At 38.6% G+C, this 18695-nt stretch carries 12 protein-coding genes; 6 read left to right on the plus strand and 6 right to left on the minus strand.

The window, feature by feature from the left end:
- Positions 1–77: 77 nt before the first annotated feature.
- The 5 genes from HMPREF3129_RS08480 to speA all read right to left on the minus strand — a co-directional run bounded on the left by HMPREF3129_RS08480 (position 78) and on the right by speA (position 4970).
- Positions 78–422, minus strand: coding sequence for a helix-turn-helix domain-containing transcriptional regulator (locus tag HMPREF3129_RS08480; RefSeq protein WP_004244143.1), 345 nt, complete (start codon positions 420–422; stop codon positions 78–80).
- Positions 412–753, minus strand: coding sequence for a type II toxin-antitoxin system RelE/ParE family toxin (locus tag HMPREF3129_RS08485; protein ID WP_004244144.1), 342 nt, complete (start codon positions 751–753; stop codon positions 412–414). The genes HMPREF3129_RS08480 and HMPREF3129_RS08485 overlap by 11 nt, the downstream gene beginning before the upstream one ends.
- 180 nt (positions 754–933) lie before the next feature.
- On the minus strand, positions 934–1713 hold the full coding sequence (locus HMPREF3129_RS08490) for an acetoin reductase (RefSeq protein WP_004248573.1): 780 nt from the start codon (positions 1711–1713) through the stop codon (positions 934–936).
- Positions 1714–2043: 330 nt separating this feature from the next.
- Entirely contained in the window at positions 2044–2964 is a 921-nt protein-coding gene (gene speB, locus HMPREF3129_RS08495; protein ID WP_004248574.1) for an agmatinase, read from the minus strand.
- Positions 2965–3062: 98 nt separating this feature from the next.
- Positions 3063–4970, minus strand: a complete 1908-nt coding sequence (gene speA / locus HMPREF3129_RS08500) for a biosynthetic arginine decarboxylase (protein WP_004244147.1) — start codon at positions 4968–4970, stop codon at positions 3063–3065.
- Between the two features lie 691 nt (positions 4971–5661).
- Here speA and metK point away from each other — a divergent pair.
- Positions 5662–6816: a methionine adenosyltransferase gene (gene metK / locus HMPREF3129_RS08505; protein ID WP_004244148.1), complete on the plus strand. Its 1155-nt coding sequence runs from the start codon at positions 5662–5664 to the stop codon at positions 6814–6816.
- Between the two features lie 160 nt (positions 6817–6976).
- Here the strand turns inward: metK and bcsG are convergent, their stop codons facing one another.
- Positions 6977–8686 (minus strand): cellulose biosynthesis protein BcsG, encoded by a 1710-nt coding sequence (gene bcsG, locus HMPREF3129_RS08510; RefSeq protein WP_036918831.1) that lies wholly within the window; start codon positions 8684–8686, stop codon positions 6977–6979.
- Positions 8687–9513: 827 nt separating this feature from the next.
- On the opposite strand from bcsG, the gene bcsR reads away from it, so the two are divergent.
- The 5 genes from bcsR (at position 9514) to bcsC (ending at position 18685) form a co-directional block, all read left to right on the plus strand.
- Complete coding sequence (bcsR, locus tag HMPREF3129_RS08515) at positions 9514–9705, plus strand: BcsR/BcsP family cellulose biosynthesis protein (RefSeq protein WP_004244150.1); 192 nt, start codon at positions 9514–9516, stop codon at positions 9703–9705.
- Positions 9706–9713: 8 nt separating this feature from the next.
- Positions 9714–10445, plus strand: coding sequence for a cellulose synthase operon protein YhjQ/BcsQ (locus HMPREF3129_RS08520; RefSeq protein ID WP_036918833.1), 732 nt, complete (start codon positions 9714–9716; stop codon positions 10443–10445).
- A gap of 5 nt (positions 10446–10450) precedes the next feature.
- Positions 10451–13048, plus strand: coding sequence for a UDP-forming cellulose synthase catalytic subunit (gene bcsA, locus HMPREF3129_RS08525; RefSeq protein WP_036918835.1), 2598 nt, complete (start codon positions 10451–10453; stop codon positions 13046–13048).
- Between the two features lie 66 nt (positions 13049–13114).
- The gene (gene bcsB, locus HMPREF3129_RS08530; RefSeq protein ID WP_036918838.1) at positions 13115–15406 is read left to right on the plus strand and encodes a cellulose biosynthesis cyclic di-GMP-binding regulatory protein BcsB; all 2292 of its coding nucleotides are present in this window, start codon (positions 13115–13117) and stop codon (positions 15404–15406) included.
- A gap of 3 nt (positions 15407–15409) precedes the next feature.
- Positions 15410–18685 carry a cellulose synthase complex outer membrane protein BcsC gene (gene bcsC / locus HMPREF3129_RS08535; protein WP_070486943.1) on the plus strand — a complete coding sequence of 1092 codons (3276 nt, stop codon included), beginning with the start codon at positions 15410–15412 and terminating at the stop codon, positions 18683–18685.
- Positions 18686–18695: the final 10 nt, after the last annotated feature.

The raw sequence follows: 18695 nt of genomic DNA on the forward strand, positions 1-18695 counted from the left end.
GCGTTACAGTAAACAAAATGCCCCGAGTTATCTTAGTGAATAACTCGGGGCACATCGTATTTTTTGCTGGTAAATTATTAAACACAGTGAGTTGATGCTAATCGAACGCCTACTGCTCTGGTGATTTCTGTCAATGTTGTCAGTGTTGGATTACCATTTTCAGATAATGCTCGATAAATATGTTGTCGAGATAATCCTGATTTTTTCGCAATCACGCCCACTCCACCATGAGCCTCAATAATTTGCCGTAATGCAATTAAAAATGCACCTATTCCCCCAGGCTCATAAATACCTTCTAACGCCGTTTGCAAATACACCTCAGCATAATCAGGATCTTCTCGTAGTTCATTTATCATCTCTAAATCATGGTCAAGATATGCAGGAACAGTTTTTCTTTTTACTACATCTATTTTATTGGTCATTTTTCATCCTTACATGATAATCTTCAAGATAGTTCACTGCTTTATCAATATCTGCTTGTTGAGTACTTTTATTCCCTCCAACAAGTAAAAGAATAATAAATTCATTTTCTATTGAATAATAAACCCGATATCCCTGCCCGAAGTTTATTCGTAAAGCCCAGACTCCATCACGAACAAATTTATGATCGGCGAAGTTACCATAACATGCTCGAGTTACTTGTACTTCAATTTTAGCAGCCGCTTGAGGATCTCGTTTCCTAAGCTTTTGTATCCACTCTCGATAGGGTACTTTTTGGTTTCTGTCCTGATAACGCACTATTTTATATGGCATTTGCTTTCCTTATTGCCAAAGTCCTAATTGTTGCTTATAAATCACACTAAAAATGTAACTTATAACAGACAAAAATCAAATAGGAAATATTTTTCGTACACATATCATAAAAAAATGCCCCGAGTTATCTTAGTGAATAACTCGGGGCACAAATAACAATTATGATTAAGTAATCAATAATTAACGATAGACAATACCGCCATCGGTTAAGATAGCTTGGCCCGTAATATAGTCGGAATCATCACTTGCCAAGAAGGAAACTAACGCAGCTACGTCATCAGGAGTTTGAGCACGTCCTAGAGCAATACCGTCCACATATTTTTTATAGGTCTCACCTTTTGGTGCTCCAGTAATTTCAGCGAAACGCTCGTCAATCTCAACCCACATATCGGTGCCGACAATGCCCGGGCAATAAGCATTAACAGTGATGCCTGCGCTCGCATACTCTTTAGCTGCCGCTTGTGTTAATGCACGTACTGCAAATTTAGTGGCAGAATAAACCCCTAACATGGCAAAACCATCGTGCCCAGCAATAGAAGATGCATTAATAATCTTCCCTTTATGGCCTAATGCTTTAAATTTCTCAGAAGCGGCCTGAATACCCCACATCACACCATTAACGTTAATTTTGAAGATCCGATCCATATCTTCCGGAGTCACATCTGCAAGAGGTTTCACCTGTGCAATACCTGCGTTATTGATCATAACATCAAAACCGCCTAAGGTTTTTTCAGCATGTTCAACAGCCGCAAAGACTTCATCACGGTTGCTAATATCTGCAGCAAAGGTCGTTACTTTACGCCCTAACGCTTTAATTTCTTTTGCTACATCGGATAATTTATCTGCTTTTAAGTCAACCAGAGCAATATCGGCACCCTCTTTAGCAAGACGTAATGCGATACCACGACCAATTCCCTGAGCAGCACCTGTAACTAAAATTACTTTACCATTCAAAGCCATTGTCTTTCTCCTGAATATTTACAGATGAAAAAGCTCTTCCAAAAAAGAACTTTATTAATAATTTAACAGTAGCAATTAAAGTGCGATGTGACAAAGAAATGATCATTCACTAGTAAACACAATAAGTAGAATAGAATGTAGTGAAAATAATTATCATTTAGAATAACAAGTTACCAAAAGGCCATCATCTGTTGCAAAAGAGCAGATGATCTTTTTTACTCATTAACTTTATAGTTAGCAAAAAATGCTTAACTCATTCATTTAATGGATAAAAATAAGGCAATATCTAAATAGATATTGCCTTGACATTATTTATGACAAAAAAAGTAATTATTTTTTAGCCGCTTGCAGATATAGCATATCAAGTGCAATGGTTGCTCCGGCAAGGGCAGTAATATCTGATTGATCATACGCTGGCGATACTTCAACTAAGTCCATGCCTACAATATTTAACGGCTGTAAAGCACGCAGCATTTTCAGCGCCTTATCCGTGGTTAATCCACCCACAACCGGTGTTCCTGTACCCGGTGCAAATGCGGGATCAAGGCAATCAATATCAAAAGTCAAATAAACAGGAAGTGAACCCACAATCTCTTTAATTTGCGCGACTAAATCATCAACCCCACGATCATTAACTTGTGCAGCATCCAAGACAGTAAAGCCGTTATTAGTGTCATGCTCGGTACGAATACCAATTTGCACTGAATGCTGTGGATCAATTAAACCTTCATTAGGAGCATGATAGAACATTGTACCGTGATCAAACTTACTGCCATTAGCATAAGTATCGGTATGAGCATCAAAATGCACCAAGGCCATTTTGCCAAAGTGTTTAGCGTGAGCACGTAATAGAGGTAATGTCACAAAGTGATCACCACCAAAGGTTAAACATCTTTTACCTGCTGCTAGCAATTTTTCCGTATGAGCTTGTAGCTTATCACTCATATCTTGTGCATCACCGAAGTTAAATACTAAATCACCACAATCAACAACTTTGAGGCGTTCACGCATATCGAAGTGCCAAGGCCAGCGATGTCCTTCCCACGCTAAGTTAGTCGAAATCTGGCGAATAGCGCCGGGCCCATGGCGAGTACCTGCACGACCTGAAGTTGCCATATCAAAAGGCACCCCAGTGATCACCCAATCAGCATCACTGCTATAAGGTTGAAAATTCAGTGGAAAACGTAAAAAACCAAATGCATTTGAGATCAAAGAATTATCAGTCTCATTACCTAACGTACAATTTTTCATGCCATTACCTCTGTTACTTATTTTAACAAGCAACATATAAATCAATATGATAGATAAAGAGTGATGTATCAACACCACTCTGCATTAGGAAGTAAGCATTACTCCTCTTCTTCCAGATAGGTATAACCGTATAAGCCACTTTCAAATTCAGTTAGGAACTGCTCTTGGAGTGCTTTATCTAACTGTGCATTTTTCACTTGAGTACGGAAGCGCTCCAACAATACCGCTGGATTAAGTTTTACATATTGAAGCATATCCGCAACGGTATCACCCTCTTCACTCAACTGATAAGTAAGATTGCCTTTCTCATCAAGATAAACATCAACGGCTGCTGTATCACCAAATAAGTTATGCATATTACCAAGGATTTCCTGATACGCCCCCACCATAAAGAAGCCAATCATTGGTGGATATTCAGGATCATAAGCTGGCATTGGCATCGTGGTTTCGACCCCATCACCATCGACATAATGATCGATAATACCATCTGAATCACAAGTGATATCTAGCAATACAGCACGGCGATCGAGCGGTTTATCTAAACCTTCAATTGGCAATACAGGGAATAATTGATCAATTCCCCAAGCATCAGGCAATGACTGGAACAGTGAAAAGTTGACATAGAACTTATCTGACATACGCTCTTGCAGTTCATCAATAATCGGGCGATGGGCTCGATTACTTGGATCTAAATCATATTGAATATGACGACAGATATTCAGATATAACTCTTCCGCCCATGCACGCTCTGTCAGACTTAACATACCGTGTACATATTGAGTATGGACATCATGTAAATCTAATTGGCTATCATGCAGCCATTCACGCAATGAACGGCTATTCCCTTTGGTTTGCATCTCTTCCCATGTTTCCCAAAGGCTTGCGATAGGTCTTGGAGCATCTTCGGCCGGCGGCGTGATTGCAGTAAATTCGTTACGTTCAACACCAATAACATTGGAAATAAGCACCGTATGATGCGCAGTTAATGCTCGACCTGATTCTGTAATAACGGTTGGATGAGGTAATTCATTTTCATCACAAGCATCACCAATCGCCCAAATCACGTTATTAGCGTATTCATTCAGGCCATAGTTAACAGAGCAATCAGATTGTGAGCGCGTACCTTCATAATCAACGCCCAAGCCACCACCAACATCAAAATACTGAATATTGACCCCTAATTTATGTAACTCAACATAAAAACGGGCTGATTCACGCACACCTGTCGCAATATCACGGATATTAGCCATCTGTGATCCAAGGTGAAAATGCAATAACTGCAAACTATCTAAACGACCAGCTTGGCGTAGCGTATCAATCAGTTGTAGTACTTGTGTTGCAGCTAGGCCGAATTTAGATTTTTCACCCCCACTGGCTTGCCATTTACCGGAGCCTTGAGAAGCAAGGCGAGCACGAACCCCTAAGCGGGGGATCACTTCTAAACGTTCGGCTTCTTCAAGTACCATTTTTATCTCAGACATTTTTTCAATGACCAAGAACACTTTATGACCGAGCTTTTCTCCTGTAAGGGCTAAACGAATATATTCGCGATCTTTGTAACCATTACAAACAATCACCGAACTGGTCATGTTGGCATGAGCAAGCACTGCCATTAATTCAGCTTTAGAGCCAGCTTCTAATCCTAATGGCTCTCCAGCATTAATTAGCGATTCAATCACACGACGCTGTTGATTGACTTTAATTGGATAAACTAAAAAGTAATCCCCTTTGTAGCCATAAGACTCACGTGCACGATGAAAAGCGGCATTAATTGAGCGCAAACGGTGCTGTAAAATTTGTGGAAAACAAAACAGCGCAGGAAGGCGTAAATGTGAATGCTCTTCTTGTACTTGCTTAACTAATTCTGTTAAATCCAGCGTTGCTTCAGGCACATCAGGATTTGGGCAAACACTAATATTGCCGCGATTATTCGCGCAGTAGTATCCTCCCCCCCAATATGTGATGTTATAAGTCTGTTGCATCTTACGAGCGATGTTATCATTCATGACATTCTCCTTAGGGAGTATGAGTTTATACCTTGCCTGTCACTATAGTAGTCAATAATTTCATGGCTAGCTGAAATGACCGATAAATAACAGTTAGAAGTAATGACTCACTATATATTTTTGTATGATTATCCAGCCTAATGCAGGATATAGTAGTAGAAAGCGATGAAGTTAACCGACTAATAGTTAACACAATCACCTATTGGCAAGTAACAGACAACTTCGCTCTAAAGAAAAAGAGCTCAAAGAGGAAATCACTCTAGACATACTACGGGTATAGTATTGGCGAGTACTGTTTTGGTTTTTGAAAAGAATAACCAGTAGACAATGGATCATTACCCATTCACTCCACACATGGCTTAACCTTATAAGCCATTTCCCTAACAGAGAAACAGGATCAGCAATCCTGCGGTTTACACTGTGATTCAGTTTTCACAGTAACGGCGAGGTTATACCTGTAGTTGAATCAAAATGCAAAAACAAAATAGATAAATCGCTTTTTTTTATTATTTTTCTTTTTGCTCACTTGAAAAATTGTGTCACACAAAAAATGATATCAACTATTGGATGCGAGTTTATCCCTATATTTGATTAAAAAAAGCTGGAATTAAAGAGAAAATAGTCCTAAAATGGACGTCTAGATGTTAAAACATCCATCCTTAGACCATCTGTATTAAGGTAACGAGATATAATGACTACACACCTTTTTACTTCTGAATCAGTATCAGAAGGTCATCCAGACAAAATTGCGGATCAAATTTCTGATGCCGTATTGGATGCAATTTTAGAACAAGATCCAAAAGCACGTGTTGCCTGTGAAACTTACGTTAAAACAGGCATGGTGATGGTAGGCGGAGAAATTACCACCAAAGCTTGGGTTGATATCGAAGAGATCACACGTAAAACAGTACGTGAAATCGGTTATACCAGTTCAGATATGGGCTTTGATGCTAATTCCTGCGCCGTTATCAGTGCGATTGGTAAACAATCCCCAGATATCAACCAAGGTGTTGACCGCGCAGATCCTCTTGAACAAGGTGCCGGTGACCAAGGCTTAATGTTTGGTTATGCCACTAATGAAACCGACGTTCTGATGCCAGCGCCTATTACTTATGCTCACCGCTTAGTCCAGCGCCAAGCTCAAGTACGTAAAAATGGCACACTACCATGGTTACGTCCAGATGCTAAAAGCCAGATCACTTTCCAATACGACAATAACAACATTGTTGGTATTGATGCCGTGGTTTTATCAACTCAGCATGCTGAGGATATTTCACAAAAAGACTTACATGAAGCGGTAATGGAAGAGATCATTAAACCTATTCTGCCAACAGAATGGTTAAATGAACAAACCAAATATTTCATTAACCCAACAGGTCGTTTTGTTATCGGTGGCCCAATGGGCGACTGTGGATTAACAGGTCGTAAGATCATTGTTGATACTTATGGTGGTATGGCACGCCACGGCGGTGGGGCATTCTCTGGTAAAGATCCTTCCAAAGTTGACCGTTCTGCGGCTTATGCTGCACGTTATGTTGCAAAAAATATTGTTGCTGCGGGCTTAGCAGATCGCTGTGAAATTCAAGTGTCTTACGCTATTGGTGTTGCAGAGCCAACATCTATTATGGTCGAAACATTTGGTACTGAAAAAATCCCTACCTCACAACTGATCTTATTAGTACGTGAGTTCTTTGATTTACGCCCTTATGGCTTAATTCAAATGCTGGATTTACTGCATCCGATCTACCAAAAAACAGCAGCATACGGTCATTTTGGTCGTGCTGAATTCCCTTGGGAAGCAACAGATAAAGCTGAGATTTTACGTGAAGCTGCGGGTTTAAAATAAATTTCCCTTGTTTCATAGCAAACTCATTAAACCACATCTTTTAGGTGTGGTTTTTTTATTCCTGAAATTTATCTCTTTGTTAACCATAAAAAAACCCCGCAATATTAACGGGGAACTCAAAGTCAGTAAGAGAACAGGGAGTGATGATGAAATAAACAAATCAATCAGGGTAGTCTATCCACTCTCCTTCATTTAATTTGATATAAGATTTCCCTTGATAATCAACCACAATGGTATTTTGATTTTCTGATACCGTCGCGGTTTGTGGTAATTCACGGGTTAAAGCATTCCAATCAATGGTGGGTTGATTAAAGATATCGCCATTCACATTACGGAGAATAAAATCGGATAATGCTAAATAACTGCTTGGTTTATCGATCATCATAGGCGTATGAGGTAAACGTTGATTTTTAAGTCCAGTAAAACGAATACCGACAGGAACCGTAGTAATACTTCGGCTTGGAATATCTCTCAAACCAGACATCTGAGTTATATCACCTTGTAATGCGGCTCCATGTTCAGGAACAATTACCACCATCACTTTTCTGCCACGTTTATCAAGGGTATTAATAAAAGCATTTAAGTTATCAAGTAGCGCTGAGGCTCTTTTACCATAATCAGCCGTTGTATTTTCGCCAACGAACCTATTACCATCATGAAGTGACACTAAATTGACAAAGGTCACCGTCCATTTTTCATCTGATTTTTCTCGTGCTTTTAACCAACGCTCTAAGGTCTCTTTATCGTTATAGATTTTAGAGCCATCAAAAGCGGTAATTTGATGAGAGAGTCCGCGTTGATCTTGCAACGGCACATTAAGATTACCTAACTCCCTAATTTCTTGAAGATAATGACCAAACTCGCCATTATGATCGAGCACCAATTTCTTCTCAAAACCTAAAGCAGCCAGATTATCCATCAATAAGCATTGCATATCGGCAGGATCATACAAATCAGCGTGTTGTGTTTGCCCACAACTGGCTCTTAATAAACGTAATGAAGCGGGACCACTATAAGAAGCAACACTATTAAAGCGATTAAATAACACATCAAAGTTGCCCCAAATAGGATGTTGCTGTAATCCGACGGCTGCCGCATCTGCCGTAGAGAGTGAACAAATATTAATAATTAAAATATCAAAGGGTTGTGCATGGGAAGAGAGCTGGGCGGGAGCGGGTGTGCTGCGTTTATTTTCGTAACGATAAAACTGAGCAAGCCATTCATCTAACACTTTGTTATTAGCCGGCTGTTTTTGTGGCGGGTAAGGTGAACTCAGTACGTTATTATTTGGCGCTCTAGTCTGCGCTGTCGATAATATTTCTGTATTTTGCGGTTGTGGCTGATCGATAGATGTGTTGGTTTGCTGAGTAAAGCTATTGGCAGAAACAGCAGAAGCCATAGCGCCTGAAAAATGGGTAAAACCACTAATATTAAGCCACACTACACCCGCGATAATAAACACCGACACTCTTACCCACTGTTCAATAAAGAGATACCCTACCAGTAAAATAAATGCCACCCCGATCATCTTTAAGTTAATAAAATTAACAGCTAATTCAATGAGGTAAGAGAATGAAAAGTTTTTTAACTGCCCTCCTTGTTCTAATACCGTTGAAAAACTAGGTAGCCAAGTGTCGTGGTAGAAAAGCATAACCCCTATAGGGATCGCTATCCAATTACGTAATTTATGCCAAAATGTTTTCGGTAATGGAAATAATAAAAATGCTAGAAAGAGTAAATTGCTAAATGCATCAAATTTTAAATAACCATACCAAAGCAAAACAAACTTTAGCAAAAAATAAAAATTCCAGGCACCCAACCCATGCCAGTAATGTAAAAAACTTAACCGGGTTGTTTTAGTCTTGTTCATTTTAATTACCTACTTATTCGTATCTATATAATATCCGACATTGATATGAATATTCATATTTGCCTTTTTATACTTCTTATTTTTATAAATAACTATAAAGTTAACTCTTAATAGAATATTCCCCCATCAATTAGTAAAACTACTTATATGTAAAAGAAAGAGTACATAAAAATAAATTACTGACAAATAAATATAAGCAATCAACTTAAAAACAATTAAGTTGATTAATAAACAAAACGCCACTTTATATTTATATAATAGACATAAATTTTATATTTGTGTTGTTATTTTAAAAAATAAATAGCAACACAGAGTTATCTTATTTTCCTATATCCGAAACCAAACAAAATAATCACAAATAGATCGATTAAATTAACATGAGCATTACAAAACAAACACCACAAGAACATAAAGCTAAAAAATAAAATGAAAACAAGAATAAATAGATGATTTAACTAATTTAATGGTATTTTACTTGATAAAAATCAAATCTTTTTTGATCATCTAAAAAAGACTACCTTAGAATTTGTTATAAATAGGTAATTTACAATTATCTTATATTTCATTTTTTTGACTAACAATGGTTTAGTTATTATTTAAATGAATTTATTGATAATATTATCATTGTCAAAGAGGGTTATTATTCATTCCCAATGGAGTTTAAATTCGTATATTTAATTTATGTATTTATACGTAATTGAAATAACTATTTTTAAGGCATATCCTTAAATAAAGAATATTAATATTTTATTTAACACTTACCCCTTCCCTGACTAAGAAAAATAAAATTACAGATTAAGAATTTATTTTTATATGAGGGTTAAAAAATGGAAAATAAAAAATTTATTCGCTCAGAGATAAAAAGAGAAAAAGAGAGTACAAACCAAGATATAAATAAATTAAAGAAATTATTTTCAATAAACAACTATCACTATAGAGATATTAATAACGAAGAAAATCAACATAGCCTTATTTATCGTTGGCCATTACTCAACACATTTAATTCAATAACTAAATGAGAAAAACTATGCCACTAATTGTATTAAAAGGTCTCAGAGGTGGAGTAGGAACCACCTCAATAACCGTTGCACTGGCTCGCCAATTTCATCACCATAAATACAATGTCATTGTTATCGATAACTGTGTGAATAATATCTTACATTTCTATTTTCCAGAAAAATCACAAGTCACCACATTAGGACAAGCACTACTCGCGCATACCCCAATAGAACAAGCGATTTGTGATTATCAAAACGGTTATCAAATTTTACCTTTTGGAGTCGTTAATTTAGAAGATAAATTGCACTTGCAAGCATCTGCCGCTGCCAATCAACATCTGCAGCATTTTTTTACCACTTTTACTCAACAATACCCAGACACTTTAATTTTTCTCGATTTACAACCAGAGCACGATACCCTTTTTAAATCATGGGTTGCGAAAGCCAATATCGTATTAACCCTTACCACACCTGAAAGTAACTGTCATATTCGGCTTAACCAACATACCTTTGCTGCCAATGAGTATATTCTGGTGAATCAATTTTGTGCCACTAGCCAAATCCATCAAGATTTTTATCAATTTTGGCAAACCAGTCAGTTTCCTTTCTGCCCAATAAAACTTCATCGCGATGAAGCATTATTAGAAGCCTGTGCTTCACGCTTACCTTTATATGATTACCGCGCTAATTGCATGTTAGTTGAAGAAATTAATCAACTTCTACAATGGTGTTTGCCTTTATTGTTAAGCAAAAAAGGATAGCCACAATGTCAACTATCGATTATCCAGAGAAAAAAGCGTCCCGCTCGATAAGGCAACAGGCTACTATGCAGTCGCATATCTTAACCCGTTATTACAAATTTTATCGTCATAATGGGGCTTCATTCAGTGCGGCTATCGTGAATGAGCTTTTCTGGGTATTAATGTGGCTCTTTTTGCGTATGGAATCCCCTTTTTGGCAGAAAATAGCACAAAAACAACAACAACTATTTCCTCATATTAATCCGCGTCGCCCTAAATTATGCGATCCGATCCGATACTTATTACAAAGTATTTGGCTTATTTGCCATTATTTGATGCTCACCTTGGTGAAAAAACCGATTCAATTTATTGTCTATATTAGACAGTATTATCAAAATCTCTTTGCTCGCTTATCTCCTGTTGCGCGAGATATGATCCATCATAAGAAAACAAACACGCCACTATGGCAATACGCTCTATTATCGCTCGTTGCTGTTTTTGCCATTTTTATTATCTTATTAAGTATTACTCAACCTTTTGATTTAAAACTACAATTTGTTTTTGTTCTCGTGATTTGGCTGATAGCCTTAGCTATCCGCGATATCCCTGGACGACTGTCTTCTATTACCATTATTATTTTATCGCTGACTATTGCTTGCCGATATATTTGGTGGCGCTATCAATACACACTCTACTGGGTGGATAATCTGAGCCTTTTCTTTGGGATCTTACTATTACTGGCTGAAACCTATGCATGGATTGTGTTATTTCTTAGTTTTATGCAATGTATTTGGCCACTCCATCGACAACCTATTTCAATGCCTCAAGATACAACACAATGGCCTACTGTCGATATTTTTATTCCCACATATAACGAAGCGCTACAAGTTGTAAAACCAACACTTTATGCCTGTTTAAACATTGATTGGCCTAAAGATAAATTAACTATCTATTTATTAGATGATGGCTCTCGCCCTGAGTTTGCGGCTTTTGCTAAAGAAATTGGTATTCAATATATCACTCGTGAAAAACATGATTTTGCTAAAGCCGGTAATATCAACCATGCATTGAGCAAAGCCTGCGGAGAATATGTCGCTATTTTTGACTGTGACCATATTCCGACACGCTCATTCTTACAATTTACTATGGGCTGGTTCCTAAAAGACGAAAAAATGGCATTGGTACAAACACCACACCATTTTTTCTCTCCTGATCCCTTTGAACGTAATTTAGGCAATTTCCGCGAAACACCGAATGAAGGCACGCTTTTTTATGGATTAGTGCAAGATGGTAATGATACTTGGAATGCAGCTTTTTTCTGCGGCTCCTGTGCTGTATTACGTCGTTGTGCTTTGGATGAAATTGGCGGGCTGGCAGTTGAAACTGTAACCGAAGACGCACATACCTCATTACGCTTACATCGCCATGGTTGGACTTCCGCTTATATTCGTATCCCTCTTGCCGCAGGATTAGCAACAGGATCACTTTCAGCACATATTGGCCAACGCATACGTTGGGCAAAAGGAATGATACAAATATTTCGTTTAGATAATCCACTCTTTGGCAAAGGGCTGACACTGCCACAGCGCTTTTGTTACCTCAATGCCATGTTGCACTTTTTATCAGGCATACCAAGGATAATCTTCTTATTAGCACCACTAACGTTCCTTATCTTTCATGCCTATATTATTTACGCACCCGCCATCGCTATCGCTTTGTATGTCGTGCCTTATTTATTACACATTTGGTTAGCCGCGACCAAATTACAAGGTCCTTATCGCCACTCATTTTGGGGAGAGATTTATGAAACGATTTTAGCTTGGTACACCACTCGCCCCGTATTAAGCACCCTATTCTCACCTTATAAAGGTAAATTTAATGTCACAGAGAAAGGGGCAATTATGAAGAAAAGTTTTGTCGATTGGCAAATTAATCGCCCCTATATTCTGTTTCTTAATCTTAATTTGTTAGGAATTCTATTTGCTTTCTGGCGTATCGCAACAGGCGATCCCGATGAAAGGTTAGCCGTACTCATGTGCTTAGTTTGGGTATGCTATAACTTAGTATTACTAGGTGTTGCCATTGCTGTTTCTGTAGAAGCAAAGCAAGAGCGCCAGTTCCCACGGGTACGTCTAAAAGTGCCCGCAATGCTATTACTCCAAGACGGTTCGCTTTATTCTTGTCAGCTCAATGACTTCTCTGATAATGGCTGTGCCATTGTATTACCAGATAATTTTACAGTTCCCTTATCTTGTCACCAAGAGATCACCGTTATTCTCAAACAAAATCAACGTGAATATGCTTTTGAAGCACGTATTTTACGGATTGATAATCGCATTATTGGCTTACAACTGCTTAATATGGATACACAAAAATCCATTGATTTTACCGCCTGTACTTTTGAACGAGCCGACACTTGGGCTAATTGGCAACACGCTCTCCCTGCCGATAATCCACTGAATAGTTTAAGAAATATCATTTATATCAGTATGCGGGGCTATAACACCTTACTTAAACGCGCCCCGTATCTTGTTTACCTCTTATTTCGTTTATTAGGGCAGTGTTTATTGTGGCTATTATCGCTACTTCCACGACGTGTCAATGTTTCACAAATATTTCATTAATCTTAACGGTAAAACTCAGCTTTTTGGGAATTTATTAATGAACAATAAGATCTATGGGTAATAATAATGAAAAAATATTTTCTACTATTCGCCTTACTTATGCTTTCCGGTTTAGCTTATAGTGATGACGAAAAAGAAGCGCCAGCGGTTATAACAGAACAACCTTTCATAACGGTTGAAGAAGAGAAAATCACTTTAACATCACCGGATCAGATAATCCCATCTCGCCAAGAAACACGACTATTTGCAACAACAGCACCTACTTATGGTGCTCTAAAATTACAAGGCGCTAGCCCTGATGGTTATCTAGAATTTGGTGTTCGTAGTGATGAATATGTTTCACAGGCAATATTAGATCTAGAGTTTACCCCCTCGCCTTCATTACTGCCTATAGAATCACATCTTAATATCTATTTAAATGATGAAATCATGGGCGTGATCCCCCTGAAAAAAGAAGATCTCGGCCATAAAAACCACATTACATTACCGCTCGATCCACGGTTTATTCAAGATTTTAATCATTTAAAATTTACTTTTATCGGCCATTACCGAGAAATTTGTGAAAACCAAGCCAATACCACCTTATGGCTTGATATCAGCAAAAATAGCCAACTGCATCTCACCTATCAATCATTGAAATTGAGTAACGAATTAGCCAATTTCCCCGAGCCTTTCTTTGATAGTCGCGATTTTGGTACTTTTACCTTACCTATGGTGTTTAGCCAATCCCCTAATCTTACCCAACAAAAAGCGGCGGGAATACTCGCTTCTTGGTTTGGTACACAAGTCGATTGGCGCCAGCAACACTATCCTGTGTATTACAATCAGTTGCCCAATCAACACAGCATTGTATTTGCCACTAATAAACAGCGCCCCGACTTTCTTAATACACATGCCAATGTCAATGCTCCCACCATTGAATTAGTCTCACACCCAACGGATCCTTATGTAAAACTGCTGTTAGTAATGGGTCGCGATGACAATGACTTAATTACCGCCGTCAATGGTATTGCCCGGGGACAAGTTATTTTTAGAGGGGATAGCGTCACCATTAATGATGTCAATCTATTGGCACCACGTGAGCCTTATGATGCACCTAAGTGGGTACAATTAAATAAACCAATCTACTTTAATACCTTGCAAGATTATCAAGGTCAGTTGCAATCTCGTGGACTAGAGCCTGCTCCCATCACACTCAATATGACCTTACCTCCTGATTTATTTATGTTTAATAATACAGGACTACAGATGCAATTGCGTTATCGTTATACCGCTCCGGCATTTCAAGATGATTCTCGTATGTCGATTTCAGTCAACGATCACTTTATCAAAGCCTACCCTTTAGAGAGAGATAAAAAAGAGAACTTTATTGTGGCTTATCTACCGTTAATTCAAGGTTGGATCGAAAACAAAAATCTCCTCAATATCCCCGCGGTAAAATTAGGTGAACGTAATCAGATCCGTTTCTCTTTTGACTATACAAATCCGATCCCCGGAGGCTCCGTTGATCAATGTATTACTTATCACCCAGTCCCTAACACGGTAGCATTAGATGAATTATCAAGCTTTAATTTTACTGGTAACTATCGCCACTATATTGCTCTACCTGATTTGCGTGTTTATAGTCATGCTGGGTTCCCATTTAGCCGTTATGCAGATTTGTCAGAAACTCTTATTTATGTCAACCAATCCCCTTCACCTGAGCAATTAACAACGTTATTGATATCATTAGGTAATATTGGTGCACAAACTGGCTATCCCGCGTTAAATGTCTCTTTAACTGCATCATTAGAGGAATTATCAAAACAAGAAGCTGATTTATTATTAATCGGGACAATTCCCCCAGCACTCAATAATGATAAACAGATGAATGTCTTGATTGATAAAGCTCGTAGCGAAATTACACTGCCATCACGTGAAATCACCATTTTTAGTCATACCAATTATCAAGATCTAGATAAGCGTCCAGATAGCAGAACATCTTTAACATCAACCGGATCACTCGGCACTATTATTGGTTTTCAATCTCCGTTCTTTTCACAGCGTAGTGTCGTGGCGCTATTAGCCGATAGTCCCCAAGGTTATCGATTATTAAATGAAGCGATAAGTGATAGTGGTAAACGTGATGCAATGCATGGCTCTGTAGTATTAGTCAGAGAGTCTGGTGTCCATAGTTTACGTGTTGGTGATACCTATTTCGTCGGTTATTTACCTTGGTGGGAAGAGGTTTGGTATGTTTTTGCTTCACACCCTATTTGGCTGGGGTTAGCTGCCATTGTCGGTATTGTGCTTATTTCTCTTCTTATTTGGCGAGCAATGAAAATAAGAAGCCAACGTCGTCTTGCGGATAAGGAGTAAGTTATGATGTGGCGCATTTGTTATCAATATCGCCAATATCTCCTTGCTCTTGGTTTGCTGGCAGGCATATTGCCTGTCACGCAAGCCGCAGATGATCCGACTGAAACTTTTTTATATGAGCAAGTTAGACTAGGTAACTCGAAAAGTAACGATGTTTTAGTTTCTCAATCACTGTATCGTTTATCACTTATAAAACCGAACGATCCTAGTGTGTTGTTAATGCGTATCCAATTTGCTGTAAAACAAAAAGAAACAGCAAAAGCACAACAACTGGTTGAGCAATTACGTATGCATGGCGAAAATACTGAACAATATCAACGTGCGATTAAGCTACTATCATTAACCCATGAAGATAACCGCCAAATCCTACAAAAAGCCTACCTTTATCAGACTGCGGGTCGTTATGATGAAGCCTTGCAATTATATGATGATATTTACCAAGGCACGCCCCCCGATGAAGGGTTAGCCCTTGAGTATCTCAATGTATTAATTGCTGCAAACCATGCCAACAAAATGGCACGTATTAAGCAGATTTATCACACTTATCCCAATAACCAACAGATAGCTAATATCTATCAGCAATATCATCTTACCCCAGCATTATCTACTGCCTCAGCGACCTCTGCCCCCAATAACACAATATCTATTCGTGCATTAAAACAGCAGTTACGCCAGCAGCCTGATAATGCAGATATAATCGGAACATTAGGCGTGCGCTATTCGCGCGCAAATCAACGAGCACCCGCGATTTATTATCTTTCTCAAGCACTCACATTGGCTCCCAAACACAACGATAGTGATTTGTGGCGTACGCTGTTGCAATCAAATCAATATTGGCATTTACTTGCCAAGGCTGATGAAGCGTTATTAAATCAAGAGTACTCTACCGCTAAGCGCTATTTTACCCAAGTACGTCAACTCAGCCCCTATAAAAGTGAAGCTTATATTGGTTTAGGGGATATCGAGTTAGCGCAACATCAATTAGAGCAAGCTGAACGTTATTACCAACAAGCGCTACAATATCAGCCTAATGATGCGGCGACTTTGCATAGCCTGACCAAGCTCTATCGTCAACAATCGCATCAAAAAGCCGCCCAATTTATGGCTAACTTAACATCACAGCAATACAAAAATTTAGCCCAAGACTATGGGTATATCATTTCAGGTATACAACAAGACTTAGCTGCTGATGATGAACAGCAACAACACTATCTCAGTGCGATTGAGAAACGTAAGGCTATCGCTAAAGCGTATCCCGATGAAGTCTGGAATATTTATCGTCTGGCGGATGATTTACTTATCACTCAACAACCCCAACTTGCCGAGGATTACTTTAATCAACTTAATCAACGACGACCTAATGATCCCTCTCGACGATATGCCTATGCGTTATATCTCAATAAAACAGGGCGAGAACAACAAGCACTTAACACCTTAAAGACGATCCCTTTATCGCAGCGCAGTGAAAGTATGAACGCCTTAGATAGCCAATTACGTTTTGGTCAAATTATGGCGCATGTGCAATCACTAAGAGAACATAACCAACAACAGCAAGCTGTCGAATATCTTTTCACCCATATTCCTCCTGAGCAAAAAATAGAAAGCTATCTGTTATTAGCGCAATGGGCCGAAGAAGATGACCAACTCAATCAAGCATTAAATTATTATCATACAGTATTAAATTTAGCGCCTAATAATGAAACAGCACTATTAGGTGCAACAGAGATATCTTTAGCGCAACATCAAATAGATCAAGCTCGTTATTACTTAGCTCAGATAAAACAATTATCTCCTGAAAAATTTAACCACTATTCACTAAGACGTTTAGCAAACGCTGAAAAAACGGCGGGAAATATTGATAAAGCCAAACACTATTTTATCTATTTAGCTCGCCAAGTTGACAAGGAGCCAGATAGTGCTGATGGATTAATTTTACGTGATATTGGTCGTTTTTATCGTGATAGCCAACAAGTTCAATCCGCTCATCACTATTATCAACAAGCGATGCTAAAAGAGGGTATCACGCATACACTGCCAAAAAACAATATTGAATACACCACACTTATGCGTAACAACCCAAATGATAATTGGCTATCACGTAGTGTACGTGATGATGCAAGTACCCTTTATCGTCAACAAGAGTGGCGTTTTACCCTAGAGCATGATTATTGGGGATCAAATGGCAGTGAGGGATACTCTAAATTACGCGCTCATACCACCATGTTACAACTGGATCATCCTATTTATCATGGCCGTTTCTTTTGGCGTACTGATTTTGTGCACTTAAATAGTGGCACATTAGGTACAGCGCCATACGATGCTAAATTTGGTAGTTGTTATCGCACAGGTTGTTTCCCTCTAAAGCAAAAAGCCTTTGGTGTTAGTCCTGCTATCGGTTGGGAAAATGAGCAATGGCAATGGGATTTAGGTACCACGCCACTCGGTTTTAATGTGACTGATTGGGTAGGTAAAATTGCTTATAACGATAGTTTTTATCATCTCGGTTGGAGTGTAGATCTTCACCGTCGCTCGGTAAATAGCTCATTACTTGCCTTTGCAGGCCAACGTGATAGTTGGACCAATCAAGTTTGGGGGGGAGTAAGAAAAACGGGGCTTCGTTTAAGTGGCAGTTATGATCTGGGAGGCAAGGATGGGTATTGGGGAGAAATATCGTTTGATAGATTAACAGGAAAAAATGTTAAAAATAACAGCAGTGTAAAAGCCATGGGTGGTTATTACTATAAGTTAATCAATGAAAATGATCGTCGCATTTCTGTTGGCTTAAATAGCATGCTTTGGCATTACAATAAAGATCTTAGTGGCTATACCTTGGGGCAAGGGGGTTATTATAGCCCACAACAATATCTCTCATTCTCACTGCCCGTTAATTACCGTCAACGTACTGAAAATTGGTCATGGGAAGTATCTGGCTCTCTCTCTTGGTCTTATTCAAAAACCGATGATAGCAGACGTTATCCATTACAAAATCTCGTTTCAAGCGATAAATTTAATTCTGATCCCATAAAAGAAATATTTAAGCATGAGAGAAATATCATTGATAAGGGGGATTCGGGTCATGGTTTTGGTTATACAGCAAGAGCATTAATTGAACATCGAATAACACCACATTGGTTTATAGGTGCCGCTATCGATATTCAGCAAGCGAAAAACTATACGCCAAGCCATGCACTAATGTATTTACGCTATTCATTTGATGGATGGAATGGTGATTTAGATCTTCCGCCTAACCCGCTTATTCCTTACGCAGATTTTAAATAATCCCGTAACA

It is taken from the genome of Proteus sp. HMSC14B05 (assembly GCF_001808035.1).
Lineage (GTDB): Bacteria > Pseudomonadota > Gammaproteobacteria > Enterobacterales > Enterobacteriaceae > Proteus > Proteus mirabilis.